At 68.9% G+C, this 24,082-nt stretch carries 28 protein-coding genes; 16 read left to right on the top strand and 12 right to left on the bottom strand.

What is annotated here, in order from left to right; all coding sequences use genetic code 11:
• The first annotated feature begins 45 nt into the window (after positions 1–45).
• Genes ACFWNN_RS32735 through surE form a run of 6 tightly spaced genes read left to right on the top strand, consistent with a single transcriptional unit; the run spans position 46 to position 6,983 of the window.
• Entirely contained in the window at positions 46–1,077 is a 1,032-nt protein-coding gene (locus tag ACFWNN_RS32735) for a CbiQ family ECF transporter T component (RefSeq protein WP_382443798.1), read from the top strand.
• Positions 1,078–1,126: 49 nt separating this feature from the next.
• Positions 1,127–2,683 (top strand): ABC transporter ATP-binding protein, encoded by a 1,557-nt coding sequence (locus ACFWNN_RS32730; RefSeq protein ID WP_382443797.1) that lies wholly within the window; start codon positions 1,127–1,129, stop codon positions 2,681–2,683.
• On the top strand, positions 2,680–3,489 hold the full coding sequence (locus ACFWNN_RS32725) for an ECF transporter S component (protein ID WP_382443796.1): 810 nt from the start codon (positions 2,680–2,682) through the stop codon (positions 3,487–3,489). Before ACFWNN_RS32730 ends, ACFWNN_RS32725 begins: the two co-directional genes overlap by 4 nt.
• Before the next feature lie 46 nt (positions 3,490–3,535).
• Positions 3,536–5,263, top strand: coding sequence for a family 20 glycosylhydrolase (locus tag ACFWNN_RS32720; RefSeq protein ID WP_382443795.1), 1,728 nt, complete (start codon positions 3,536–3,538; stop codon positions 5,261–5,263).
• A gap of 54 nt (positions 5,264–5,317) precedes the next feature.
• Entirely contained in the window at positions 5,318–6,223 is a 906-nt protein-coding gene (locus tag ACFWNN_RS32715) for a 1-phosphofructokinase family hexose kinase (protein ID WP_382443794.1), read from the top strand.
• A gap of 4 nt (positions 6,224–6,227) precedes the next feature.
• A complete protein-coding gene (surE, locus tag ACFWNN_RS32710) occupies positions 6,228–6,983 on the top strand; it encodes a 5'/3'-nucleotidase SurE (RefSeq protein WP_382443793.1) in 756 nt (251 codons plus the stop codon).
• Here the strand turns inward: surE and ACFWNN_RS32705 are convergent.
• The 9 genes from ACFWNN_RS32705 to ACFWNN_RS32665 form a co-directional block, all read right to left on the bottom strand.
• Positions 6,946–7,266 carry a hypothetical protein gene (locus ACFWNN_RS32705; protein WP_382443792.1) on the bottom strand — a complete coding sequence of 107 codons (321 nt, stop codon included), beginning with the start codon at positions 7,264–7,266 and terminating at the stop codon, positions 6,946–6,948. The genes surE and ACFWNN_RS32705 overlap by 38 nt on opposite strands.
• 15 nt (positions 7,267–7,281) lie before the next feature.
• Positions 7,282–7,683: a DUF5313 family protein gene (locus tag ACFWNN_RS32700; protein WP_382443791.1), complete on the bottom strand. Its 402-nt coding sequence runs from the start codon at positions 7,681–7,683 to the stop codon at positions 7,282–7,284.
• Positions 7,680–8,129, bottom strand: coding sequence for a MarR family winged helix-turn-helix transcriptional regulator (locus ACFWNN_RS32695; RefSeq protein ID WP_382443790.1), 450 nt, complete (start codon positions 8,127–8,129; stop codon positions 7,680–7,682). Before ACFWNN_RS32695 ends, ACFWNN_RS32700 begins: the two co-directional genes overlap by 4 nt.
• A 134-nt stretch (positions 8,130–8,263) precedes the next feature.
• On the bottom strand, positions 8,264–9,088 hold the full coding sequence (locus ACFWNN_RS32690; protein ID WP_382443789.1) for an alpha/beta fold hydrolase: 825 nt from the start codon (positions 9,086–9,088) through the stop codon (positions 8,264–8,266).
• 11 nt (positions 9,089–9,099) lie between these two features.
• Positions 9,100–10,422 carry an FAD-binding oxidoreductase gene (locus ACFWNN_RS32685; RefSeq protein ID WP_382443788.1) on the bottom strand — a complete coding sequence of 441 codons (1,323 nt, stop codon included), beginning with the start codon at positions 10,420–10,422 and terminating at the stop codon, positions 9,100–9,102.
• Between the two features lie 95 nt (positions 10,423–10,517).
• Positions 10,518–11,594: a PLP-dependent aminotransferase family protein gene (locus tag ACFWNN_RS32680; protein ID WP_382443787.1), complete on the bottom strand. Its 1,077-nt coding sequence runs from the start codon at positions 11,592–11,594 to the stop codon at positions 10,518–10,520.
• A 30-nt stretch (positions 11,595–11,624) separates the two neighbouring features.
• Entirely contained in the window at positions 11,625–12,821 is a 1,197-nt protein-coding gene (locus tag ACFWNN_RS32675; RefSeq protein ID WP_382443786.1) for a PI-PLC domain-containing protein, read from the bottom strand.
• Positions 12,822–13,333: 512 nt separating this feature from the next.
• Positions 13,334–13,900 carry a hypothetical protein gene (locus ACFWNN_RS32670; protein WP_382443785.1) on the bottom strand — a complete coding sequence of 189 codons (567 nt, stop codon included), beginning with the start codon at positions 13,898–13,900 and terminating at the stop codon, positions 13,334–13,336.
• Positions 13,901–14,054: 154 nt separating this feature from the next.
• Complete coding sequence (locus ACFWNN_RS32665) at positions 14,055–14,258, bottom strand: cold-shock protein (protein WP_285637992.1); 204 nt, start codon at positions 14,256–14,258, stop codon at positions 14,055–14,057.
• Positions 14,259–14,398: 140 nt separating this feature from the next.
• Here ACFWNN_RS32665 and ACFWNN_RS32660 point away from each other — a divergent pair, with 140 nt between their 5' ends.
• The 6 genes from ACFWNN_RS32660 to ACFWNN_RS32635 all read left to right on the top strand — a co-directional run bounded on the left by ACFWNN_RS32660 (position 14,399) and on the right by ACFWNN_RS32635 (position 19,091).
• Positions 14,399–15,499 (top strand): acyl-CoA dehydrogenase family protein, encoded by a 1,101-nt coding sequence (locus ACFWNN_RS32660; protein WP_382443784.1) that lies wholly within the window; start codon positions 14,399–14,401, stop codon positions 15,497–15,499.
• Positions 15,499–16,500 (top strand): s-methyl-5-thioribose-1-phosphate isomerase, encoded by a 1,002-nt coding sequence (locus tag ACFWNN_RS32655; RefSeq protein WP_382443783.1) that lies wholly within the window; start codon positions 15,499–15,501, stop codon positions 16,498–16,500. Before ACFWNN_RS32660 ends, ACFWNN_RS32655 begins: the two co-directional genes overlap by 1 nt.
• Positions 16,497–17,156 (top strand): acireductone synthase, encoded by a 660-nt coding sequence (gene mtnC / locus ACFWNN_RS32650; protein ID WP_382443782.1) that lies wholly within the window; start codon positions 16,497–16,499, stop codon positions 17,154–17,156. Before ACFWNN_RS32655 ends, mtnC begins: the two co-directional genes overlap by 4 nt.
• Complete coding sequence (mtnB, locus tag ACFWNN_RS32645) at positions 17,153–17,743, top strand: methylthioribulose 1-phosphate dehydratase (protein ID WP_382443781.1); 591 nt, start codon at positions 17,153–17,155, stop codon at positions 17,741–17,743. Before mtnC ends, mtnB begins: the two co-directional genes overlap by 4 nt.
• A complete protein-coding gene (locus ACFWNN_RS32640) occupies positions 17,740–18,303 on the top strand; it encodes an acireductone dioxygenase (RefSeq protein WP_382443780.1) in 564 nt (187 codons plus the stop codon). The genes mtnB and ACFWNN_RS32640 overlap by 4 nt, the downstream gene beginning before the upstream one ends.
• 110 nt (positions 18,304–18,413) lie before the next feature.
• The gene (locus ACFWNN_RS32635; RefSeq protein WP_382443779.1) at positions 18,414–19,091 is read left to right on the top strand and encodes a polysaccharide lyase family 7 protein; all 678 of its coding nucleotides are present in this window, start codon (positions 18,414–18,416) and stop codon (positions 19,089–19,091) included.
• 54 nt (positions 19,092–19,145) lie between these two features.
• On the opposite strand, the gene ACFWNN_RS32630 is transcribed toward ACFWNN_RS32635, so the two are convergent.
• Complete coding sequence (locus ACFWNN_RS32630) at positions 19,146–20,138, bottom strand: hypothetical protein (protein ID WP_382443778.1); 993 nt, start codon at positions 20,136–20,138, stop codon at positions 19,146–19,148.
• Between the two features lie 158 nt (positions 20,139–20,296).
• Between ACFWNN_RS32630 and ACFWNN_RS32625 the strand changes: the two genes are divergently transcribed.
• Entirely contained in the window at positions 20,297–21,025 is a 729-nt protein-coding gene (locus tag ACFWNN_RS32625; protein WP_382443777.1) for a FadR/GntR family transcriptional regulator, read from the top strand.
• Here ACFWNN_RS32625 and ACFWNN_RS32620 read toward each other — a convergent pair.
• Positions 21,009–21,506, bottom strand: coding sequence for a GNAT family N-acetyltransferase (locus tag ACFWNN_RS32620; RefSeq protein WP_382443776.1), 498 nt, complete (start codon positions 21,504–21,506; stop codon positions 21,009–21,011). The genes ACFWNN_RS32625 and ACFWNN_RS32620 overlap by 17 nt on opposite strands.
• Before the next feature lie 24 nt (positions 21,507–21,530).
• On the opposite strand from ACFWNN_RS32620, the gene ACFWNN_RS32615 reads away from it, so the two are divergent.
• From ACFWNN_RS32615 to ACFWNN_RS32605, 3 genes are all read left to right on the top strand, one after another.
• Positions 21,531–22,466 carry an asparaginase gene (locus ACFWNN_RS32615; protein ID WP_382443775.1) on the top strand — a complete coding sequence of 312 codons (936 nt, stop codon included), beginning with the start codon at positions 21,531–21,533 and terminating at the stop codon, positions 22,464–22,466.
• Positions 22,467–22,527: 61 nt separating this feature from the next.
• The gene (locus ACFWNN_RS32610; RefSeq protein WP_382443774.1) at positions 22,528–23,373 is read left to right on the top strand and encodes a helix-turn-helix domain-containing protein; all 846 of its coding nucleotides are present in this window, start codon (positions 22,528–22,530) and stop codon (positions 23,371–23,373) included.
• Positions 23,348–23,521: a DUF397 domain-containing protein gene (locus ACFWNN_RS32605; protein ID WP_382443773.1), complete on the top strand. Its 174-nt coding sequence runs from the start codon at positions 23,348–23,350 to the stop codon at positions 23,519–23,521. The genes ACFWNN_RS32610 and ACFWNN_RS32605 overlap by 26 nt, the downstream gene beginning before the upstream one ends.
• On the opposite strand, the gene ACFWNN_RS32600 is transcribed toward ACFWNN_RS32605, so the two are convergent.
• Positions 23,508–24,053 (bottom strand): hypothetical protein, encoded by a 546-nt coding sequence (locus tag ACFWNN_RS32600; RefSeq protein ID WP_382443772.1) that lies wholly within the window; start codon positions 24,051–24,053, stop codon positions 23,508–23,510. The genes ACFWNN_RS32605 and ACFWNN_RS32600 overlap by 14 nt on opposite strands.
• Positions 24,054–24,082: the final 29 nt, after the last annotated feature.

The raw sequence follows: 24,082 nt of genomic DNA, 5'->3' as shown, positions 1-24,082 counted from the left end.
GCGTGAGGTTGCTGCCGGCGCGCGGTGGGGTGCGGTGAGCGTGGCGTGAGGCTGCACTCCGGCGCCTGGTGGCTGTGGGCCCTCGGCCTCGCCACCGCCGCCAGCCGCACCACCAACCCGTTGCTGCTGGGCCTGATCCTGGCGGTGGCGGGAGTGGTCGTCGTGACCTGCCGCGCCAACACCCCATGGGCTGGTACCTACGGCGTGTTCCTCAAGTTCGGCCTGCTGATCATCGGCATCAGGGTGCTGGTGCACGCGCTGCTCGGCGGTGTCACGGGCTCGACGATCCTCTTCACGCTGCCGCAGGTCCCGCTGCCTGACTGGGCCCAGGGCATCCGCGTCGGCGGCCCGGTCAGCGCGGAGGGTCTGGTCTTCGCGCTGTACCAGGGGTTGTTGCTCGCGACGATCCTCGGCTGCGTCGGTGCCGCCAACGCACTGGCCAACCCCAAACGCCTGCTGCGGTCGTTGCCGGCGGCGTTGTACGAGGTGAGCGTGGCTGTGGTGGTGGCGTTGACGGTGGCGCCGCAGTTGGTGGCGTCGGCACGGGCGGTGCGCAAGGCACGCCAACTTCGCGGCGACACGGCCAAAGGCGTGCGGGCTGTGCGCACGATGTTGGTGCCGGTGCTGGAGGACGCGCTCGACAGGTCGTTGGTGCTGGCCGCCTCGATGGACTCGCGCGGCTACGGGCGCACGGCCGGCATCTCGCGTCGGGACCGGGCGCTGACCGGGGCGTTGGTGCTGGCCGGGCTCTTCGGGATGTGCATCGGCACGTACGGGTTGCTGGCCGGCGCGTACACCGGGTGGCCGTTGATCGCGGTCGGTGGTGTGCTGGCGATCGCCGGGCTGAAGGTCGGCGCCCGCCGCGTGCCGCGCACCCGGTACCGGCCGGACCGGTGGACGCCGGCCGCGATCGGGGTGGCGGTGAGCGGAGTCGTGGGGGCGGTGGTGCTGGTGTTCTCGGGGGATCCGGCGCTCTCGCCGTCGACCGTGCCGCTCACCGCCCCGGCATTGCCACTCCTGCCTGCGGCCGGTGTGTTGCTGGCACTGGCACCCGTCGCGCTGGTGAGGGAACGGTGAAGGGCGTTGTCTGCGGGGCAGACGGCTTGCTGGTGAGCGTGGGGGAAGCATGATCCGGTTCGAGGACGTCACCATCACCTACGCCGAGCGGCCCGTGCTCGCGGGCCTCTCCCTGGAGATCCCCGAGGGGGAGCTCTGCCTCGTCGTCGGCCGCACCGGCAGCGGCAAGTCGACCTTCCTGCGCGCGATCAACGGCCTCGTGCCCCACTTCAGCGGCGGCACCCTCGCCGGGCGCGTGCTGGTCGACGGCCGGGACACCGCCACGCACCCTCCGCGCGAACTGGCGGACGTCGTCGGGTTCGTCGGCCAGGACCCGGTGGCCGGGTTCGTGGCGGACAACGTCGAGGACGAGCTCGCCTACTCCATGGAGTCGCTGGGCCTCCCGAACGACGTCATGCGCAAGCGCGTCGAGGAGACCCTGGACCTGCTCGGCATCGCGGGCCTCCGCGACCGTCCACTCGCGACGCTCAGCGGCGGGCAGCAGCAACGGGTCGCGATCGGCGCCGCGCTCACCGCCCACCCCAAGGTCCTGGTGCTCGACGAACCCACCTCGGCACTCGACCCCGGCGCCGCCGAGGACGTTCTCGCTGCCGTGCAACGACTTGTGCACGACCTCGGCATGACCGTCGTCATCGCCGAACACCGTCTCGAACGGGTCGCGCAGTACGCCGACCGCGCGCTCCTGCTGCCGGGAGGCAGGATCGGCGAGGTGGGCGAGGTCCTCGCCGAAGCGCCCGTCGCGCCGCCTGTCGTCCGGCTCGCCCAGGTCGCGGGCTGGGCGCCGATCCCGGTGTCCGTCCGCGACGCCCGCCGCCAGGCCGCACCCCTGCGCGCCCGCCTCCCGGAACCCGAGACGGAAATCGGGCAACCGACGAACACCGTCCTCGACGCACACGAAGTCGTTGTGCGGTACGGAGAAGTGCAGGCGGTCAAGAACGTCAGCCTGACCGTTGGCACCCACGAACGAGTCGCGCTCATGGGCCGCAACGGTTCCGGCAAGTCGTCGCTGCTCTGGGCGATCCAGGGCAGCGGCAAACGCTCGGCGGGCACGGTCACCGTCCACGACACCGACCCCAGGACCCTGAAGCCGGCCGAGCGACGCAAGATCGTCGCCCTGGTCCCGCAACAACCCGCGGACCTGCTCTACCTCGAAACCGTCGCCCAGGAATGCGCCCAGGCCGACCACGAGACGGGCAACCCCGAAGGCACGTGCAGAAAACTCCTCGACGGCCTGGCGACACTGGACCCGGACGCCCACCCGAGAGACCTCTCCGAAGGCCAACGGCTCGCGCTCGTGCTCGCGGTCATGCTCACCGGAGCCCCGGACGTCCTGCTGCTCGACGAACCGACCAGAGGCCTCGACTACCCGGCCAAGGCGGCGCTGGCGGCCACCCTCAAGTCCCTGGACAGCGCGGTGGTGCTGGCGACCCACGACGTCGAGTTCGTCGCCGAGTACGCCACCCGCGTCACGGTCATGGCCGAGGGCGAGGTCGTGGCCGACGGACCGGCACGCGAGGTCGTGACGTCGTCGCCGATCTTCGCCCCGCAGGTCAGCAAGATCCTCGGCCCGTGGCTGACGGTCGCGGACGTCGAGGCCGCCCTGTGATCGCGATCAGGAAGCGCTCGGCCATCGCGCTCACGATCGCGAGCGTGATCGGCCTGGCCGCGTTCACCTGGCCGCTGATCGTCACGCCGGAGAGCGACATCGCCCGGGGCGGCGACGCCCCGTGGACGTTCGCGCTCCTGCTGCCCCTGGTGCTGGCCGTCGTGCTGGCCGAGCTGAGCGACAAGGGCATGGACTCCAAGGCGATCGCGATGCTCGGCGTGCTGTCCGCGCTCGGCGCCGCGATCCGCCCGCTCGGACCGGGCACCGCGGGCATCGAGACGGTGTTCTTCCTGATGGTGCTGGGCGGCCGGGTCTTCGGGCCGGGGTTCGGGTTCGTGCTCGGCAACACCACGCTGTTCGCGTCGGCCCTGCTCACCGGCGGTGTCGGGCCGTGGCTGCCGTACCAGATGCTCGGCGCCGCGTGGGTCGCGCTCGGCGCCGGGCTGCTGCCGCAGTGGCGTGGCAAGGCCGAGATCGCGCTGCTCGCGGCGTACGGCGTCGCGAGCAGTCTCGTCTACGGCTTCCTGCTCAACCTGTCGTTCTGGCCGTTCGCGGTCGGCGAGGGCACGTCCGTCAGCTTCGACCCGAACTCCTCGCCCGCCACCAACCTCGTCAGGCTGGCCGCGTTCACCCTCGCCACCTCGCTCGGCTGGGACCTCATGCGGGCCGTGACCACCGCCGTTCTCGTTGCGGTGACGGGACCTGTGCTGCTCCGGACGCTGCGCCGAGCCGCGCGGAAGGCCGCATTCGAGCCGGTCTCGAACAAAGAATTGGCCCAGACCATTGACGACAAAAGGGATGTTTGAGCACGCTGGGAGCAGGGTCGCCGCCCCCGACTCGTGAGGAGGAGTCGTGAGAACTCGCGTTCTCGCCGCGGTCATCGCTGTCACAGCGGCGTTGTCCGTGAGCGCGCAGTCGCAAGCCGCGGAACCGCTGAACAGCCTGGTGCCCGTCCCGGTCTCGGTACAGGCCCGCTCCGGTGTCACGCACACCCTGACGGCCGGCACGAAGATCTACACAGCCCCGGCCGCACGCGACGTCGGCACCTTCCTGGCCGGCCTGCTGCGGCCCTCGACCGGCTACGCGCTGCCGGTGTCCGACACGACCGGCACACCGGCCGACGGCATCTCGCTGCTGCTCTCGGGCGCGCCGGGCACTGTCGGCCAGCAGGGTTATCAACTCGACGTGGCCGCGGGCGCCATCGTGGTGCGCGCCAACACCTCGGAAGGCCTGTTCGCCGGCGTGCAGACGCTGCGGCAACTGTTGCCCGCCAAGGTGGAGAGCACGACCGCGCAGGCCGGTCCGTGGACCGTGCCGGGCACCCTGATCGTCGACTACCCGCGGTTCTCCTACCGCGGCGCGATGCTCGACGTGGCCCGCCACTTCCACCCCGTGTCGACGGTCAAGCGCTACATCGACCAGCTCGCGCTGTACAAGATCAACTACTTCCACCTCCACCTGAGCGACGACCAGGGCTGGCGGATCGTCATCGACAGCTGGCCGCGCCTCGCCACGTACGGCGGCAGCACGCAGGTCGGCGGCGGCCCCGGTGGGTACTACACCAAGGCGCAGTACAGCGAGATCGTGCAGTACGCGGCGTCGCGCAAGATCACGGTGATCCCCGAGATCGACCTGCCCGGCCACACCAACGCCGCGCTGGCGTCGTACGCGGAGCTCAACTGCAACGGCCAGGCCCCGCCGCTGCGCACGGACATCGAGGTCGGCTACTCCTCGCTGTGCGTGAACAAGGAGATCACCTACACGTTCGTCGAGGACGTGATCCGCGAGATCGCCGCGCTCACGCCCGGTCCGTACTTCCACATCGGCGGCGACGAGGCGCACTCGACGCCGGACGCGGACTACCAGACGTTCATGGACCGGACCCTGCCGCTCGTGAAGAAGTACGGCAAGACCGCGCTCGGCTGGCACGAGTTCGTGAAGACGACGACCGACACCGCCACGATGCCGCAGTACTGGGGCACCTCGACGTCCAACGCCGTGGTGCAGGCAGCGGCGGCGCGCGGCCACAAGGTCATCATGTCGCCCGCGAACAAGGCGTACCTGGACATGAAGTACAACTCCAGCACGCCTTTGGGCCTGTCGTGGGCGGGCCTGATCGAGGTCCAGACCGCGTACGACTGGAACCCCGGCACGCACGTGAGCGGCGTGCCCGAGTCCGCCGTCCGCGGCGTCGAAGCTCCACTGTGGAGCGAGACGCTGGTGACGGCCAAGGACATCGAGTTCATGGCGTTCCCGCGGCTCAGCGCGATCGCCGAACTGGGCTGGTCGCCGTGGTCGACGCACAACTGGGACCAGTTCAAGGCCAGGCTGGGTGCCCAGGGCCCGCGCTGGACCACCATGGGCATCAACTTCTACAAGTCCACGCAGGTCCCGTGGGACACCGGCGGCCCTGGCCCCGGCCCCTGCACGCAGCCCGCGTGGGAGCGCGACAAGGTCTACACCGGCGGCAACGTCGTGTCGCACAACAGCAAGAAGTGGACCGCGCAGTGGTGGACGCGGGGCGAGGAGCCCGGCACCACCGGCCAGTGGGGCGTCTGGCGCGACGGCGGCCCGTGCTGATTTCTGACTGACCCGGTGCGGGTGAACTCCGCCCGCACCGGGTACCAGAAAGTCGTGGATGCCCGAGTTGCCGTATTTGCCCCGTCCCCTCAGCTGACCGTCACCGTCGAGGACCTCGACGGTGAGCCGGACGTGCACCTGCACGCCGGTGGCCAGGGTTTCTGGCAGTCCAGGATGATCGCCGCCCTGGGCGTCGAGGCCGTCGTGTGCGCGACGTTCGGCGGTGAGACCGGCCGGGTGCTGCACACGTTGCTGGAAGACGAGCACGTCGAGCTGAAGTCCCGGCACGTCGCTGCCCGCAACGGTGCCTACGTGCACGATCGCCGCGACGGCAGCCGGTCCGAGATGGTCGAGATGCTGCCCGACGCGTTGTCCCGGCACGAGCTCGACGACGTCTACGAGCTCGCCCTGGTGGAGGGCATGCGGGCAGGGACGGCCGTGCTCAGCGGGCCGTCCGACGACCGCGTGCTGCCCCACGAGACGTACTTCCGGCTGACGTCCGACCTGACCTCCAACGGCTGCCGGGTGATCGTCGACCTGGCCGGCGAACGGCTGGCCGAGGCGGTGCGCGGAGGCCCGCACGTCGTGAAGGTCTCGCACGAAGAACTGGGTGAGGAGGAGCTCAGCAAGCTCATCGCGAAGGCCCGTGAGATCGCTTCCTCGTGCGTGCACGGCGTTGTGGTGTCCCGTGCCGACGAACCGGCGTTGGCGCTGCTCGAGGACCGGCTGTACCTCGTGCGGATGCCGAAGCTGGAGCCCGTCGACACGCGGGGCGCCGGCGACTCGATGACGGCGGGGATTTCGGCCGGCCTCGCGCTGGGTATGTCGTTGACGGACGCGGTGAAGCTAGGCGCGGCCGCCGGAGCGGTGAACGTGACGCGGCACGGCCTGGGCAGCGGCAGCGGCGAGGCCGTCCGCGAGCTGAGCCACCGCGTGGAACTGGAGCCGATCGAGGAATGAGCGGATGCGCGCGCTGATCACGAACGACGACGGAATCGACTCTCCTGGCCTGCACGTGCTCGCCGCGGCGGCGCTGGCCTGCGGCCTCGACGTGGTGGTGGCGGCGCCGGTCTCGCAGGCCAGCGGCACCAGCGCGTCGGTCGCGGCGCTGGGCGACTCGGGTCGCGTGGTCAGCACCCGGCGCGACGTGCCGGGACTGGACGTGGAGGCCTACGCCGTGGCCGCGCACCCCGGGCTGATCTCGCTGATCGCGTGCCGCGGCGGGTTCGGCGGCAAGCCCGACGTGGTGCTGTCCGGCATCAACCTGGGCGCGAACGTGGGCCGCGCGATCCTGCACTCCGGCACCGTCGGCGCCGCGCTGACCGCGCACCTGAGCGACGTCCCGTCGCTCGCGGTGTCGCTCGACGTCGGTTTGGACGGGCCCGAACCGTTGTGGGACAAGGCAGGCGAGGTGGTGCGCGTCGTGCTGCCGTTCCTGCTGGACCTGCCCGGCGCGCCGGTGCTCTCGCTGAACGTGCCGAACGTCGTTGACGTGCAAGGACTTCGCTGGGCCGAGCTGGCGCGGTTCGGTGCCGTGCAGAGCAGGGTGGACGACGTCGGTGACGGCGAGGTGGAGCTGGTCCACGTCTACGCCGAGGAGTCTCTGGTGCCCGGAACGGACACCGCGTTGCTGGCCGACGGCTACGCGACCTTGACCGCGTTGCGCTCCGTGGGCCGCGACGTCAGTTCGGAGCGCGCTTTGCCGGCCTGGCCAGCGTGATGATGAGCCCGATCAACGCGGTGCGAACCTCGAGGAAGCTCTCGGTCGTCACGTCGTTGAGCGAGAACGCCAGCATGCCGAAGCCGAGCAGCAGCGCGAGTCCGTACATGCGCGCGAGATCGTGCCGCCACGCCATCGCGATGCCCAGTGCGCCAACGCCCAGCTGGATCACGTGGTAGTTGGGGTCCAAACCGAACACGTCGAACCAGCCCAGCGCGAACTGCAGGACGCCCGCCGTGAGGGTCAGCGCCTGTGGCCTCGTGAACTCGAACTGATCGCTCACCAAGGCCATAGGTGTCTACCCTTCGGATCGCCGCCAGACCGCGTCGTACTTCGCCTGTCGTTCGCTGTCCTTGGCGGCGTTTCGCTCCCGGCGCCCCTGAGTCGCCGAACCTCTCGGGTACCCGTACTTCGTCAGCCGGTAGTCCACACTTTCAGGTGCATACGACAACGCGAAGTACAGTCCTACAACGAAACCGAGCGCACCGCACGCAATTGCCAGCGGCCACGGCGAGTCGAGTCCGAACACGAGCGCCAGCGTGATGGCCGTCGTGAGCGGCGTGACCTGCACCAGGCTGCGCACGGTGAACCGCAGCAGCCACTTCGGACCGGTCACGTCGTCGTAGACGAACTCCCGGTACTCCTGCGGCAGTCGTCCGCCCGCGTAGTACCAGATCTTCAGCGCGAGGTTCGGCGTCATCGGGTGGCCTTCGCGATCACCTTGTGCAGCACCTGGTTCAGCTGCGCGAGCTCTTCGAACGTCATGTCGAGCTGCTCCACGACCTTGAAGGGAATCTTGAGCGCCTCGTTCCGCAGCTCCTGACCCGTCTCGGTCAGGGTGAGGGCGAGCGCGCGTTCGTCCGTCCTGTCCCGTTGCCGTTCGACGTACCCGATCGCCTCCAGCCGCTTGAGCAGCGGGCTGAGGGTGCCGGGGTCGAGCTGCAGGGCGTTGCTCAGGTCCTTGACGGTCCGCGGCGACCGCTCCCAGAGCGCCAGCATCACCAGGTACTGGGGGTGCGTGAGGTTCAGCGGCTCCAGGATCGGCCGGTACACGGCGATCACCGTCCTGCTGGCCACGGCCAGCGCGAAGCAGACCTGCCGCTCGAGCTCGAGCGGGTTCTCCGGAATACTTGGTGTACTAATCATTGGTGTACACACTAACTCGCGGGCAGGCTGAAGGCCAAGGGAGTGTGGTGTGGAAGACCCGGCCGACGCAGGAAGACCTCGCCCTCTCCCACGCGTGGTGGGCTCGGTGCGTCAGGCGTGGACGACCTGGCCGGTCACTTCAGGGCTTCTGCCAGCACTTCCGCGGTCACGGCGGCGCCGGCGCGGGTCATGACCGTGCCGCCGTGGTCGACCTCGTTGATCAGCACCGGTTCGCGCAGGACCGGGAGCGCGGTGCGGAACTCGGCCGCCTGCTCGACCGTGTACGCGGGAGGGGTGTCCGGGCCGGTGCTCCACTCGGCGTGCACGAACCACGTCGGCACGGTCAGCTCGCGCCAGCGGGAGGTGCCGAAGATGACGTCCTTCGCGTCCGCGATCAGGGTGTCGGCCGAGAGCCTGAGGCGGCCGTCGTCGCCCAGGTCGTGGGCGTAGTAGGTGCGGATCAACGGGTCCGTGGCGTCGATCAACGGGTTCAGCGCCGCCTGGGTTTCGAGGTACTCGTCGACGGTCCAGGTGCGTTCGCGGGCAGCCACCTGCGGTGCGAAGGCGGCTTGGAGCAGTTCGGGAGTCATGTGCGCGTGCGCGGGCATCGGGAAACCGCCGTCCACCAGCACGAGCGCGCGCACTCGGTCCGGATGGCGCACGGCGAGGTCCACGGCCACGTAGCCGCCCATCGACATGCCGATCACGGTCGCCCTGGGCAGTTCCAGCGCGTCGAGGACCTTGATCATGTCGTCGGCGTGCTGCGTGATGCCGTTGCCGGGGACGTGCGCGCTGTCGCCGCGTCCGCGCAGGTCGGGGGCGATCAGGGAGAACGAGTGGGCGGCCACCCAGTTCCACAGCTCGCGGCTGCCGCTCACGCCGTGGATCGCGAGCACCGGAGCGGTGTCGCCGTCGTGGATCTCCACGGCCAGGTCGCCGCCTTCTGCCGGAACTCGCATGGCTGCCTCCTTCAGGCCTTGCCCGGGTTGAAGAGGTTCAGGGGGTCGAGCGTCTGCTTGACGGCCCGGTGGACGGCGTGGGCGTCCGGGCCCAGCTCACGGATCATGCCGTCGCGCTTGAGCAGGCCGACGCCGTGCTCGCCGGTGACCGTGCCGCCGAGTTCCAGCGCCGCGGTGATGATGTCCTCGAACGCGGCCTGGGCGGCGATCCGCGCGGCGTCGTCGCCGGGCGGGGTGATCAGCAACGGGTGCAGGTTGCCGTCGCCCGCGTGCGCGATGGTGGCGATCCGGACGCCGTGCCGTGCGCCGATCTCCACGATCCGGCCGAGCATGGCCGGGATCGCCGACCTCGGAACGCACACGTCCTCGGTGAGCAGCGGGCCGAGGCGTTCCAGCGCGGGGTAGGTGAGGCGGCGGGCGGCGAAGAGGGCTTCGGCCTCGGCCGGGTCGGTCGAGCGTTCCGTCCAGACCGCGCCCGCGTCGGTGAAGGCCGTGGTCAGGCCGTCGGCGTCCGCCGCGGTCTCCGCCTGGGCCAGCAGCATCGCCTCGGTGCCGGCCTCGATGCCGAGGTGCTTCCAGTCCTCCACGGCCTGCAGACACGCCCGGTCGATCAACTCCAGCGCGGCGGGCTGCAGACCTCGGGCGGTGGCCATCGCAACGGCCTGACCTGCGGTGACGAGGCTGTCGAAGGCGCCGACGACGGTGGCGGGCGGGCGTGGGGCCGGGCGGAGGCGGACGGTGACCTCGGTGATCACGCCCAGCGTGCCCTCGGAACCGACGAGCAGGCTGGTCAGGTCGTAGCCCGCGACGCCCTTGGTGGTGCGCCTGCCGAGCCGCACCGCGGTGCCGTACGGGACGGGCCCGCCCAGGACGGCTTCGAGGCCGAGGACGTAGTCGCGCGTCACGCCGTACTTGAGGCAGCAGAGGCCGCCCGCGTTCGTGGCGACGTTGCCGCCGATGGTCGACCACGGTGAGCTCGCCGGATCCGGTGGGTACCAGAGTCCTTGCGCGGCAACGGCTTTCTTGAGGTCGTCGTTCACGACGCCCGGCTGCACGACGGCGAGCAGGTCGTCCCCGTCGATCTCGACGATCCCGGTCATCCGGCTCAGGTCGAGGACCAGGCAGCCGTCGACCGCGTTGGCCCCGCCGGACAGACCGGTGCCCGCGCCGCGCGGCACGATCGGGATGTCGTGGGCGGCGCAGTGCCGCACGGCCTCCTGGACGTCCTCAGTGGACTCCGGCTGGAACGCGGCGTGCGGTGTGCCCGCAGGTGCCCACTCGGCCTCGTCGTGGCGGAGGTTCGCCAGCGCGTTCGGGTCCGTGATGAGCTTCATGGCCGCCTCAACGTACCCGCGAGCGGCCCCGTGCACCCGAGAAGCGACAGCCGCTGCCCGAACGTGCGGCAGCGGCTGTCACTTTCGACGCGGTGTCAGAGCGCGCGGACCGCCGCGCCCAGACGCGTGATGCCCTCGTCGATCTGCTCCGGCGTGACGCCGGAGAACGCGAGGCGGATGGCGTTGTCGCCGCCCTCCAGCAGGAAGTCGGCGCCCTTCACGAACTCGACGCCGTGCTCCTTGGCGACCGGCACCAGCTTGTCGATCGACACGCCGGGCAGCTCGACCCACATGAAGTAGCCGCCCTGCGGCGCGGTGAAGACCGCCTCCGGCAGCTCGCGCTGAAGGGCCGAGACCAGGGCGTCCTTGCGGGCGCGCAGAGCCTCGCGGACGTTCTTCACCGACTCCTCGAGACGGCCGGAGCGGCAGTACGAGTTCACGATCGACTGCGCGACCATGTTCGGCGAGATGTACGTGGTGGTCGCGATGTCCTGGATGGACTTGATCACGGACTTCGGGCCGACCAGGTAACCGCAGCGGATGCCGGGCGCCATCGTCTTCGAGAACGAGGACGCGTAGACGACCTTCTCGTTCTGGTCCTGCGACAACATCGTCGGCAGCGGCTCGCCCTCGAACCGCACCTTGACGTACGGGTCGTCCTCGAACAGCACGAAGTCGTACTTGGCCGCGAGGTCGAGCAGACGGGCGCGCTTCGCCTCGGACAGCGTGTAGCCGGCCGGGTTGTGGAAGTTCGGGATGATGTGCGCGAGCTTCGGGCGCACCCCGCTCTCCAGCAGCTTCTCCAGCGCGTCGACGTTGATGCCGTCGGTCTCCAGCTCGATGGCGTGGATGTTCGCACCGCGCTGGCGCAGGTTCAGCAGCGTGCGGTCGTAGGTCGGCGCCTCGACCACCACGTCGTCACCCTTGTTGACGAGCAGTTCGAACAGGAACGCGTCGGCCTGCATCGAGCCGTTGGTGACGAGCACCTGCTCCGGCTCGACACCGTGCTGCTCGGCGAGCCAGGTGCGCAGCGGCACGTAGCCGACGCTCGTGCCGTACGCGAAGGTGCCGCCGGGGTCGTCCGTGAAGGCTTTCTGCGCTGCTTCGCGCAGACCTTCCTGGTCGATGATGTCGAGAGAGGGCGCTCCGCGCGTGAACAGGATCGAGGCCATGCGCGGAGCGTACAACTCCCACGATTTGGGCTACGGCCTATATACGTACGCGTTGAGTTGCTGGACGGCCTGGGCCGCGTTTCCGAGGTGGTAGAGATCGACCGCCAGGAAGTTCGGCTTCTTCCGCGCCGCAGGCTGGCAGAACTGCTGCGCGCGGTTGCCGAGCTTGCCGTTGTCCGTCGTCGCCGTGCTCGTGAACGGAACGTCGCGGAAGTGGTTCATGACGAACAACGGCTGGAACGCGCCCGTCGCCGTGAGCGGTTTTTCATCCCATCGGCTGTAGCACGACCAGTCGGAAGAGCCGAGCCCTGAACCCATCGACCAGTAGTTCTCGACGGTCCAGTCCTTCTGGTAGAGCACGCCCGAGTCCTCGCGCCCGTCCTTGCCGTGATCGGTGAAGATGAGCAACCGCTTGTTGCTGCTCTGCATCTGGCTTCGCGTCGGCCACCCGTTCTGCTGCACGCCTTCGGCCCGGTAGAGGACGTCGTTCAACCCCTGCACCTTGCGCAGTTCGGTGCGCAGCGTGTTCGCGTCGACGTAGTCCTCCAGGAACACCGTGACGATCTCGCTGCGGTTGTTCTTGAGGAAGTCCACGATCCGCTGAACGTCGACGTTGAGCGCCACCGGCTTGCTCACCAGCGTGCAGCTGTTGTGGCACAGGATCGCGCCGTCCGGCGTCTGGTGGATGTCCAGCATGAACCCGCGCACGCCGTCTTGGAGCTGCTGCACGATGCCGCGCGTCTGGTTCTTCGCGAGGTTCACGAACGGCGGCGCGAACCCACCGTCCACCCCGTTCGCATAGGCGTTGTGGGCCGTCAGGAACGTCATCTGATCAAGCCGCGGATCCTGCGGCATCGGACTCGTCTGGTTCTGGACGGGCGTCAGGTACCACCGCGTCTCACCGCTGAAGTTGAAGAATTCCCATTGATCACCGAACTGACGAGGCTCGTGAACCGTATCCCCTTGTGAACACGAACCCATGGTGAGCTGACGGGTGATGCACTGACCCGGCGAGTCGGTGTTCTCGAACCTCCCGTCGCTCAGCCGCCACTGCTGGCGGCCCTCGTTGCCCTTCGGACGGTTCAGCGCCAGTCCACCGCCGCTCTGGGCGACGTTGAGGCCGGTCCTGACACTGGTGACGTAGAACGTGCCCGCGGGAGCCGCCTCGGCGGTCGCCGGCACCAGAGGTAGTAGGAGCAGGGCTGCGATGGCAGGGAGGTGTCGCACAGTGACCAGGGTCACCCACTCAGGTGAAACATGAAACGTCTTCAAGCGTTTGGACGTTTAACACAATGGGTATCCCACGGAACGCTGGCCGCTCCTACTGAGTGAGCACGGACGTTCGCGGCACCGCCGTTCTGGCGGAACCGACGCACCACGCACCACGCACAACTCCACGGCAGCCGTCGCCCAGCCGAAGGGTTCGGGCCGGTACTTGAGCGCCGCCTTCACAAGCCGCGCAGGGTTCGACTCCCTCGGTTGCCACTTGCTCGCGCCAGGCCGCGAGCCTTCGTCGTCGACATCCCGCGGCGGGAAGTAGAGGCGTCGCGACCGACGGGTCGCGGCGCCTTTCTCGTGCGCGGGTGCGGGACCGGCACGGGATGAAGGCTGATGCGGGGATGCGGGGATGCGGGGATGCGGGGCAGGTGGGGCGCTCGGCGCGAGGTGACATCGAGGCGCCCAGGTTGTGGCGTCGTGCCTCCTGCGGTGCTCGGCGTCGGCGGCATCGGGTGTCGGGGTCAGAACGGCGGATCACCGCTGAACGTCGCCCGGCCATCTCGTGACTCGGCGCCCCGAGCCTCGCTGCTCCCGGATCCGGCGTTCGCCGACCCGCTGTCTCTCGACCCGCTGTCTCTCGACCCGGCGCCTCCCGAGCCAGTGCCCCACGAGCCGGCGCCCCACGACCCGGCGACTCGCGGTCTGCCCAGGGCCCTGAGCCGATCCCCGACGTGCCGCAACCCTTCCCGCAGCTGCTCCTTGCTCGCCTCGGCCCGCCGCTCGACCCCCATCACCCCGTTCACCTCGGTGTTGACCGAGCCGGGATGGCGCCCGCTCTCCGTGGCCAGCAGGAAAGCCGCCTTGTTGAGCGACTTCCGCAACCGGTGCGAGGTGGCCTCGTACGTAGGGCGGCGCGGCCGCAGCGGAATCGGGGCGGACAGAGCGCGCACAGCGGCCCGTTCCGAAGCGGTCAGGTGCGGCCAGCAAGCGTGAGGGTCCGGCGAAGAGGCGGACCAGTTCATCGCCCAGGACTCGCAGCGGACGCCGTCCTTGCGGTGGCGGGTGCACTGGCGGAACGAGTTCTCCATGGGAGCCAAGGAACCTCTCCGATCATCGTGGTGGTCCAAACGAGGTGATGTGACCACGATGACAGAAGGGTCTGACAATTCTGGAAGCCCAGCTCAGAGAGCTGAGGGCATGAAGAAGCCCGCCCGGCGCAACGCCGAGCGGGCCCCGAGAAAATCAGATGGCGCGGACGTCCTGCGCCTGCGGTCCCTTCTGACCCTGACCGATCTCGAACTCCACGCGCTGCTGCTCTTCCAGCGACTTGAAGCCGGTGCCGGAGATCTGCGAGTAGTGCACGAACACGTCCGGACCGCCGCCGTCCTGCGCGATGAATCCGAAGCCCTTCTCGCCGTTGAACCACTTCACGGTGCCCTGCGCCATACCGATTGCTCCCTAGATGTTGGACCCCCGCCAGAGCGAGGTTCGCGCGCAGTCTGCCAGGCGAAGGTCACTCTCACATCGTGGTTAGCCCAGTGGTGTGAAGAAGTAAGTTGGAGCAGGTACCACCGAGAGGAGCAGGGATGACGAACTGGCTGGACGTCGCGCACGAGGTGGCGGCGACGCTCAGGTCCGACGCGGCGGACAGGGACCGGGCCAACCAGCCACCCACCAAAGAGGTGGAACTGCTCCGGCAGAGCGGCCTGCTGAACGTCCGCGAGTGGTCCGTCCAGCAGAAGATCGGCCGCATCATCGGCGCTGCCGACGCCAACGTCGGACACCTCCTCGGGTACCACTACCTGCAGATCTGGCGCAGCGGCCTGTTCGACACCCAGTTCAGCGTCCAGCCCGACCAGTTCTGGGCCGGCGTCAGCAACCCGCTCGACGCGGCGCTCGAACTCACGCCCACCGGCTCCGGTTTCACGCTCAACGGCCGCAAGACGTTCGCCACCGGCGCCGCCGTCGCCGACCGGCTCGTCGTCAGCGCCACCCGCACCGACAACGGTGAAAAACTCACGTTCCTGCTCGACGGCAAGGCCGACGGAATCACCTACCTGGACGATTGGGACAACATCGGCCAGCGCCTCACCGCGTCCGGCGGGGTGAACTTCGAGAACGTCGAGGTCACCGAGATCCTCGGCCCCCAGCCCGCGAACGAGGACCCGCGGCTCAGCCTCGCCGCCATCGGCTTCCAGCTCGTGCTCGCCCAGATCTACGTCGCCCTCGCGGAAGGCGCCCTCGCCGAAGCCGCCGACTACACCCGCACCAAGACCCGCCCGTGGTTCGTCAGCGGCGTCGAGGCCGCGACCGAGGACCCGTACATCGTCGTGGCGTACGGCGAGATGGTGTCCCAGACGAAGGCCGCGGGGCTGCTCGCCGACGAGGCGGCCCGCCAGCTCTGGGAGGCGAGCGAGCTCGGCCGGCACCTCACCCCGGCCAAGCGCGCCGAGGTCGCCGTCGTCATCTCCGAGGCCAAGGTCGTCAGCACCAAGCTCGTCAACGAGGTCACCAGCCGCATCTTCGAGCAGGTCGGCGCGCGCGGCACCGCGGGCAAGTACGCCGTGGACCGCTTCTGGCGCAACGCCCGCACGCTCACGCTGCACGACCCGGTCGTCTACAAGGCCCGCGAGGTCGGCGAGCACTTCCTGACCGGCGCGCGCCCCGCCTACACCGGGTACAGCTGATGCAGCCGGTGCTCGCCGACTCGGTCAAGCTCACCGACGACGGCGTGCTCGTCCTCGACCGCCGCAGGTTCCCGTTCGAACGCGAGTGGGTGCTGTGCCGCACGGCCGAGGACGTCGCGCGGGCCATCGAGGACATGGTCACCCAGTCCTCCGGCCCGTACTTCGCGGTCCTGTTCGGCATGGTCCTCAAGGCACGCACGCTGGAGGACCAGCCGTTCGAGCAGGCCCGCGCACAGCTGGGTGAAACCGCTGCGCTGCTGGAGAACACGAGGCGCACCAACAACGCTCTGCGCAAGGCGACCCGCGTCGTCCTGGACCACGTGGACGCGGCGCAGGACGTGAAACAAGCACTCGAAGGCGCGCTGGAAGGCGACCGCCGGTACCGGGCCAAGAGCCAGGCGCTGGGGGAGCACACGGCGAACCTGCTGCCCGACGACGCCACGGTCATGACGCACTGCTGGGCCGACCTGTACCTCACCGAGACGGTCAGGGCGGCCCAGAACCAGGGCAAGCGGCTGAAGTTCTTCTGCACGGAGACCAGGCCGTACCTGCAGGGCGCGCGGCTCACCGCGGAGACGTTGATCGAGATGGGCGTCGACACCACGCTCATCACGGACGGCATGGGCGCCGCCGTCCTGCAAAGCGGTGTGGTGAACGCGTTGGTCACGGCGGCCGACCGCGTCACCATGGACGGGCACGTCATCAACAAGGTCGGCACACTGGGCCTGGCCGTGGCGGCGCACGCGTTCGGCGTGCCGTTCCACGCGCAGGTGCAGGCGCCCGACCTGCAGGCGCCGACCGCGGAGCACGTGGAGATCGAGTACCGCGACGGCGCCGAGGTGTTGCAGGTCCTGGGCAGGCCGAGCGCCACGCCGAGGGTGAAGGGGCACTATCCGGCGTTCGACGTGACACCACCCCGCTTCGTCACCACGGTGGTGACGGACCGGGGCGTGTACGACGCCGGTCAGCTCGACGAGTACTACGAGGGAGAACAGCGGTGAGCAAGTGGGTCGTGCTCGACATCGAGGGCACGCTGAGCGCGACGGACCAGGTGCTGGTCGTCCTCTACGACTACGCGCGCCCGCGCCTCGGGCCGTGGATCGAGCAGCACGGTGACGACCCGGTGGTCGCTGACGCCGTGCAGCAGATCAAGGAACTCAGCGGCCACGACGACGTCGTGAAGGCGTTGCACGACTGGATGGACGCCGACCAGAAGGTCACACCCCTCAAGACGTTGCAGGGCCTCATCTGGCAGCAGGGCTACGCGCAGGGCGACCTGGTGGCGGAGTTCTTCCCCGACGTCGTCCCCGCGATCCGCAAGTGGCACGACGACGGCATCAAGCTCGCGATCTTCTCGAGCGGTTCGGTCGCGGGCCAGGTCGCGTTCTTCCAGCACACGACGGACGGCGACCTGACCCCGTTGCTGGAGCACCACTTCGACACGGTCAACGCGGGCCCGAAGCGCGAAGCGGCGTCGTACCACAAGATCGCCGAGACGCTGAAGTCCGACGACATCACGTTCTACAGCGACGTCCCGGCCGAGCTGCACGCCGCGCAGGAGGCGGGCTGGAAGACGGTCGGCGTCGCGCGGGCGGGCGAGCCGTACGGCAACGCCGACTTCACGCCCCACCCGACCGTGTGGGAGCTCTCGTCGTGACGGCGGAACTCGCGCGCGAGTGCGTCCGCTACGCGCAGATGGGCTGGATGCGCGGTACGTCCGGCAATCTCTCCGTTGTCCTGCAACGCGATCCGCTCCGCCTCGCGGTGACGGTCAGCGGCGTCGACAAGGGTGAGATCACCGCCGAGGACAGCGTTGTCATCGACGTGCGCGGCAACGCCGTGGACAGCGACAAGGTCCCGTCCGCCGAAGCGGGTCTGCACGCGCGGATCGCCGAGGTGGCCGGAGCGGGCGCCGTCGTGCACGTCCACGCGCTGGCCCCCGTCGTGGCGGCGGAGCACTGGCCGGAGGGCGTGGTGCTGAAGGACCTGGAGATGCTGAAGGGCTTCGGGCGCTACGACCACGAAGAGGTCGTGATCCCCGTCGTCCGCAACTCCCAGGACATGATCGAGCTGGGCGACGCGTTCGAGAAGGGCTTCGACCCCGAGGTGCCGGCGCTGATCGTGGCACGGCACGGCGTGTACGTGTGGGGCGACGACCTGATGCAGGCACGGCACCGCCTGGAATGCCTGGAGTGGTTGCTGCGCTTCAAGGTGGAGACACGACTGACGGGGAGGACCTCATGACGCTGCTGACGGTGTGGCCGGAAACCGGCCCCGAGGAGACCGTGCTGCGCACGACCGACGCCGAGGAGATCGCCACCGCGCTCAAGGAGCACGGCGTGCGCTTCAGCCGGTGGTCCGTTGTGGACGGTGTCACCGCCGAGAACGCCCTGCAGGCCTACGAGAAGGACATCGCCCGCGTCAGCGAGACGGAGGGGTACACCTACGTCGACGCGATGGAGATGACCCCGGCCGACACGGACGAGTACCGCGCGAAGGCCGTGGAGTTCCGCAACAAGTTCCTCGCCGAGCACACGCACGACGACGACGAGGACCGCTACTTCGCCCGTGGCGCAGGCGTTTTCTACCTGCACATCGGCGACAAGGTGTACGCGGTGTTCTGCACCGAGGGCGACCTGCTGAGCGTTCCGGCGAACACGACCCACTGGTTCGACATGGGCACCGAACCCGACTACGTGTCGGTCCGGTTCTTCCACGACGACGACGGGTGGATCGGCAACTTCACCGGAAGCGACATCGCGAAGAAGTTCCCGACGTTCGACGAGATTCGTTCAGGAATGTGAAAAGTTCACTCACCTGAATCTTGTGCCGGATTTCGAAACAGGTATTGATCCCTCCGCCTTCTGACCCCAAAGTGGTACAGACCACTTATCGAAGGTCGGAGGGATTCACCGTGGAAACCCCTGCGCTCCACACACGCCGCTCCGTTCTAGCCCTCGCGTTGACCGCACCCCTGATCGTGGCGCCGGCGGCTCAGGCCCTCGCTCAACCGCCGTCCGCGCAATGGGTCTCGGCGCCGTACACGTACACCGTGCAGAAGCCGCACAACCTCGCCACCAGCGCGCGCTACAAGTTCGAAGGCGGCGTCCACACGATGTGGGTGTACGACTACGACCAGCCGCACACCCCCGGCAGCCCCACGGATCCGCGCACCGAGCTCCGCTTCAACCAGGAGTACTCGAGCGGCTCGCGGGCCTGGGAGGGCGAGATCTTCATCCCGGCCGGAGTGAGCGGTCCGACCGTCGTGCAGATCCTGCGCGGCAGCCGCCCGGACGGCACGCGCGCCACCGACGTGATGCTCAACGTCGCCAACATCAACGGCGGCACCCTGCGCAAGGACAGCAATCAGGTCGTCGCGACGGGCATTTACAACAAGTGGTTCAAGATTCGTGTCGAACACACCGCGGTCGCGGGTGGCCGCGGCACCGTGAAGACCTATTACAACGGTGCCCTGAAATTGACCCACCAGGACGAGGGTCCGGCGACGCGGTACTTCAAGAACGGCGTCTACCACCACGGCAGCGGGCGTGCGGAGGCCCGTTTCCGCAACATCACCTACTGGCGCCAGTGAGCCAGGGCCTGCTCCCGTGTGCCGCGGCGGGACGCGCGGGAGCAGGCTCGCCCGTCAGTGCTCGATCGCTTTCTGCGCCAACGAGATCAGCGTCTGGTCGTCGACCCGCGTGCCGTCCCACACGGCGGTGAGGCGCGTGATCTTGCCCTGCTCGTCCAGTTCGAGGGCGTTGAGGCCGCGCGGCACCCGTCCGGTGGCGGTCCACTCGTAGCCGCCGCCCGCCGCGCTGCCGGCCACGTGCCGCACCGCGACTCCGTTGCCCGTGTACGGCAGCAGCCCGGTCGCGCTCGTGAGGTACGCGCTGATGCTGCGCGGCCCGATGATCTGCAGGTGGGCGCTGACGTCCTCGAAGACGGCGTCGTACGCGAACAGCGACGCGGCACTCTCCCCGTTGCGCAGCAGGGTGTTCAGCCGGTCGGACACCCGGCGCATCGTGCTCGCGGCGGTCTCTCCGCTCAGGGACTCCTTGAAGTCGCGGGGGAACTGGTCGTCCGGCAGCTTGGACCCGTTGAGGTTGTCCGTGCCGAAGTGGCGGCCGTCCCAGTAGTCGACCCAGCGGGTGATCCTGCCCTGCCGGTTGAAGTTCACAACACCTGCGGCGCGCATCTCCGACGGCCCGAACAGGTTGACGCTGTTGGTGAAGAACACGACCGCGCTCGTCGCGTCGCCGAGGACGCGGACGGGGGAGGACGTGCCGTCCTTCGGCCACTGCGGCATGTACTCGGCGAACAGGTCGTGCAGCTCCTGCCAGGTGTAGAACGGCCAGCCCAGGATCGCGTCGATGTAGGTCGTGTTCCGCCGGTCGAAGAACGCCATCAGCCCGTCGGGCGTCTTGCTCGACTTGGTGCGGAAGTAGTCGCTGAACCGCGCCGCCACCTCACGGGTGGCGTGCGAGGCGTCGATCACGGTGCTCACGCCCGGCACCTGCCGGACGTCGCTCGCCGTCGCCACGCCCGCCGGTAACAGCGATGTCGCCGCGAGCGCGGCGCCGCCCAGGGTCGCTCCGCGCAGCACACCGCGCCGGGACAGGGTCTCGTCGTTGCTCATTCTCGTCTCCTCTTCGGTGGCCAGATTGGCCAGGTGGCATAGCCAATTTGACGCCTACTGAAGATGACGTGTCAACCTTTTCGAGGGAACGGCAGGTTACGGCCGTGCGGTACCGTTGGTCAGGCCACTTGGCCGGTTGGCCGGAACGGGGTGACGAGGTGCCGGAAGACAGCGATCTGGCGCGCGCGTTCCAGATCGAACCGGTCAGCGCGATCGCCGACCGCGTGGCCGCGCAGGTGCAGGACTACATCGTCACCCACGACCTGGCCGAAGGCGCCCGCCTGCCCAGCGAGCGCAGGCTGGCCGAACTGGTCGGCCGCTCACGCCCCACCGTGAGCCAGGCGCTGCGCCGCCTCGCCGTCCGCGGCCTGATCGACATCCGGCCGGGCGCAGGTGCGTTCGTGCGACGCAGGCCGGACGCGGTGGTCGGCGAGAGCTTCCAGCTGATGGTCGAGCTGGCACCGGACTCGATCGACGAACTGGTGCGCCTGCGCTACCTGCTGGAACAGGGCGCGGCCGGCGACATCCTCTGCACCGGGTCCGACCTCACGGCGCTGGAACAGGCGCTGGAACGGCTGCGGCAGGCCCGCGGCTGCGCGTCGGAGTGGATCTCCGCCGACACGAACTTCCACGTCGAGCTCGTCCGCCTGGCCGGAAACCGCTACCTGACCAGCCTCTTCGAGAGCGCGCACGGAGCCGTCGCCGGCAAGGCCTACGACCGGTGGATCGCCGCCGACGAACTGCCCTGGTGGTTGCGGGGCGAGGAGTTCGAGAAGCAGATAGCCCTGCACGAACCCATGTTCACCGCACTGCGCGAGGGGAACCGCGACGCGTTGCTGGTCGCGTTGAAGACACACCAGGAAGCACTGCTCACGCACCTGGCGTGAGCCACTGAGCCTGCTCGGCGCCGTACGCCTCGTAGCGCTCGCCCTCGACGAAGCCCAGCTTCGCCAGCAGGCGCATCGAGGCGGTGTTGGCGACCTGCGTGTCGCTCGTCAGCGGTACGTCGGGGTGCGCGGTGGCGTACCAGTCGAGCGCCGCCGCACACGCCTCGTACGCGTAACCCTTGCCCCACGCGGAGGGCAGGAACAGAGACCCCAGCTCGCGGCCGCCGTCGACCGGGTCGAACGTGACCATGCCGATCATCTCGCCGTCCAGCGCGACGACGAAGAAGCCGTGGCGCCGGCCGGGAATCTCGGGAGCCGTGCGCTCGACCTCGTCCCGAGGCTGGGCGCCCCCGATGTAGGTGCCCACCTCGGGCGACGAGAACAGCTCCACGAACGCCGGCCGGTCGCGCGCCTCCGACTCGCGCAGCACGAGCCGTTCGGTCCTGATCGGGACGGGTGGCCACGCGGCGGGATCGGTCACGACTCCCACCCTAGAGTGACCCGCATGGACTCACGGGTGGCGGTGGCCTCGCTCGGCGGCACGATCACGATGACCGGCTCCGGCGCGGTGGCGCCGACCCTCGGCGCCGCGGATCTGGTCGCCGGCCTCGAAGTCGGCGAGATCGCCACCCTGGCCACGATCCCCGGCGCCTCACTGACGTTCACGACCCTCCTCGAAGCCTTCGACTGGGCTCACGAGCAGGTCCGGGACGGCGCGCGGGGCGTCGTGATCATCCAGGGCACCGACACCCTCGAGGAGACCGCGTACTTCTTCGACTGCCTGTGGCCGCACGACGAACCCGTCGTCGTCACCGGCGCGATGCGGCACCCCGGCCTGCCCGGCGCGGACGGCCCCGCCAACCTCGCCGCCGCCGTGTCCGTTGCGGCGGCTCAGAACTCACGCGGGCGCGGCGCGTTGCTCGTGCTCAACGACGAGGTCCACGCCGCGCGCTGGGTCCGCAAGGCGCACAGCAGCCTGATGAACGCCTTCCAGTCGTTCCCCGGACCAGCCGGCCTCGTCGTCGAGGGCACCCCGCGGTACTTCCACCCCGCACACCGGTTCCCCGCCCTGTCACGACCGGACGCGGTTCCGGCCGTGCCGCTCATCGAGGCCACTGTGGACGATGACGGGTCGATCCTCGACTGGCTCAACGTCGAGGGCGTCGTGGTCGCGGCGACGGGCGTGGGCCACGTGTCGGCGGGCATGGCCGAGGCGATCTCCCGCGCCCGGTTCCCCGTCGTGGTCGCGAGCAGGACCGGCGCGGGAACGACGTTCAGCGGCACCTACGGGTTCGTCGGCTCCGAGTCGGACCTGATCAAGCGCGGCGCGGTCATGGCCGGCTGGTTGTGCCCCCGCAAGGCCCGCGTGCTGCTGCGGCTCGCTATCGGCGCTATGCACCCTATCGACGACGTTTTCGCAGCTCGTGGCGGTGTTTTCTAGCTCTTTTTCACCCGAACGAGCCAGTGGCATGGACCGAATCCAAGCCATAGCGTCGATCGGTATGACCGCGATCATTTCCACCCCGTACAGCCGGGATCTCGGTGACGAGCTACGCCACCTGAGGGAGACGTCCACGCAGTTCAACGGCCGTGCGATGGCTGTCCAACTGGGGTGGGACCCGAGCAAGGTGTCCGACATCGAGCTCGGCAAGGTGCGGGCGAGCGAGGTCGACCTCGTGCAGTACCTGGCGACGTGCGGCAAGGACATCAACTTCGCCAACGAGTTCCGCAGCCGCTACTACAACGCCTTTGACCTCTTCTTCGCCCAGGTGCCGGACAACGTGCGCACACTCGCGATGGTCGAGGCGATGGCCACGAAGATCACGTCCTACGACATCCTCACCATTCACGGCCTCATACAGGCAGAGGGCTACGCGCGACAGCTGTTCGTGGACTCGTACGTCGAGGCGCCTGAGGACATCACGGCGCTGGTCCAGGCACGCACCGACCGGCAAACGATCATGAGGCGGCACAACCGCCCCGAATGCCTGTTCTACGTACACGAACTGGCCTTGCGGATGCGGCTGGGTGACGCGCAGGTCCGCGAAGATCAGTACCTACGACTTCTCTTCAACACCCACATACTCCGGGTTGTGCCTGCGCACGTCACTGCCTTCCGGTCTGCTGCCACGCTGTACGAGTTCGGCAAGGCATCGCCGGTGGTGTACACCGAGTCCGACACAGCTCAGGTGTATGCCCAAGACAGCGTTGCCGTCGCGCGGACCACGAGGCTCTTCCAGCGGCTGGATGCTGTTGCCTTGGATGCGGAACAATCGAAGCGAAAGCTGGCGGAGTACGTCAGCGGACTTCGAGAGGACCTCCATGACGGCGGAACGGACCTGGCGTAAGAGCACCTACAGCAACGGTGGCACCCCGGAAAGCTGCGTGGAGGTGTCGCTGGCCCACAACACACTGGTCCGGGACACGAAGAACGCGAGCGGTCCCGCACTCGCGTTCTCCACCTCTGCCTGGCGCGCCCTGCTCAACTCGCTCTGACCACAGAAGTGTCCGCGGTCTCCACGGTCACCCGCACCGTCTGCGGCGCGAGCGACTGCAGGTACTGCGCGTGGTCCGACCCGAGCGTGTCGCTGAACGCGATGAACGACAGCCGCGGCATCTCGAACGCGGTGGTGGCGCAGAAGTCCTCCAGGCGGTCGAACCCGCGCCGGATGCCGGTGGCGTCCAACCCGAACACGGCGTGCGACGAGAGCTTCGCGGCGCCGATGTCGAGCAGGTGCAACGCGTGCATGGCGTGCGTGAACGCCATGGCGCACACCTCGATGCGCGAGCACGAAAGCAGGAGCGTGCGCACCATCGACGGGTGCAGCGACTTGCCGGACGTGCGGAGGACGACGTCGATGCCGGCGGCGCGGAACTGCTCGACGATCTCGAACAGGCCGGGCACGCCGAGCGGCTCGCCGCCTCCCAAAGTCACGGTCTCGGGGCGCATCGAGATGAGCGCCTTGGCGATGTGCAGCATGCGGTCGTGGCTGAGTCGCGCGTGTGCGACGTCCCAGGTGATGTCCATCGGGCCCCCTTCGGCGGAAAGCCGATCCA

Source organism: Lentzea sp. NPDC058450 (genome assembly GCF_042721395.1).
Taxonomy (GTDB): Bacteria; Actinomycetota; Actinomycetes; order Mycobacteriales; family Pseudonocardiaceae; genus Lentzea.
Note: the sequence above shows the minus strand (reverse complement) of the source record. Positions and strands in the feature narration are given on the sequence as shown.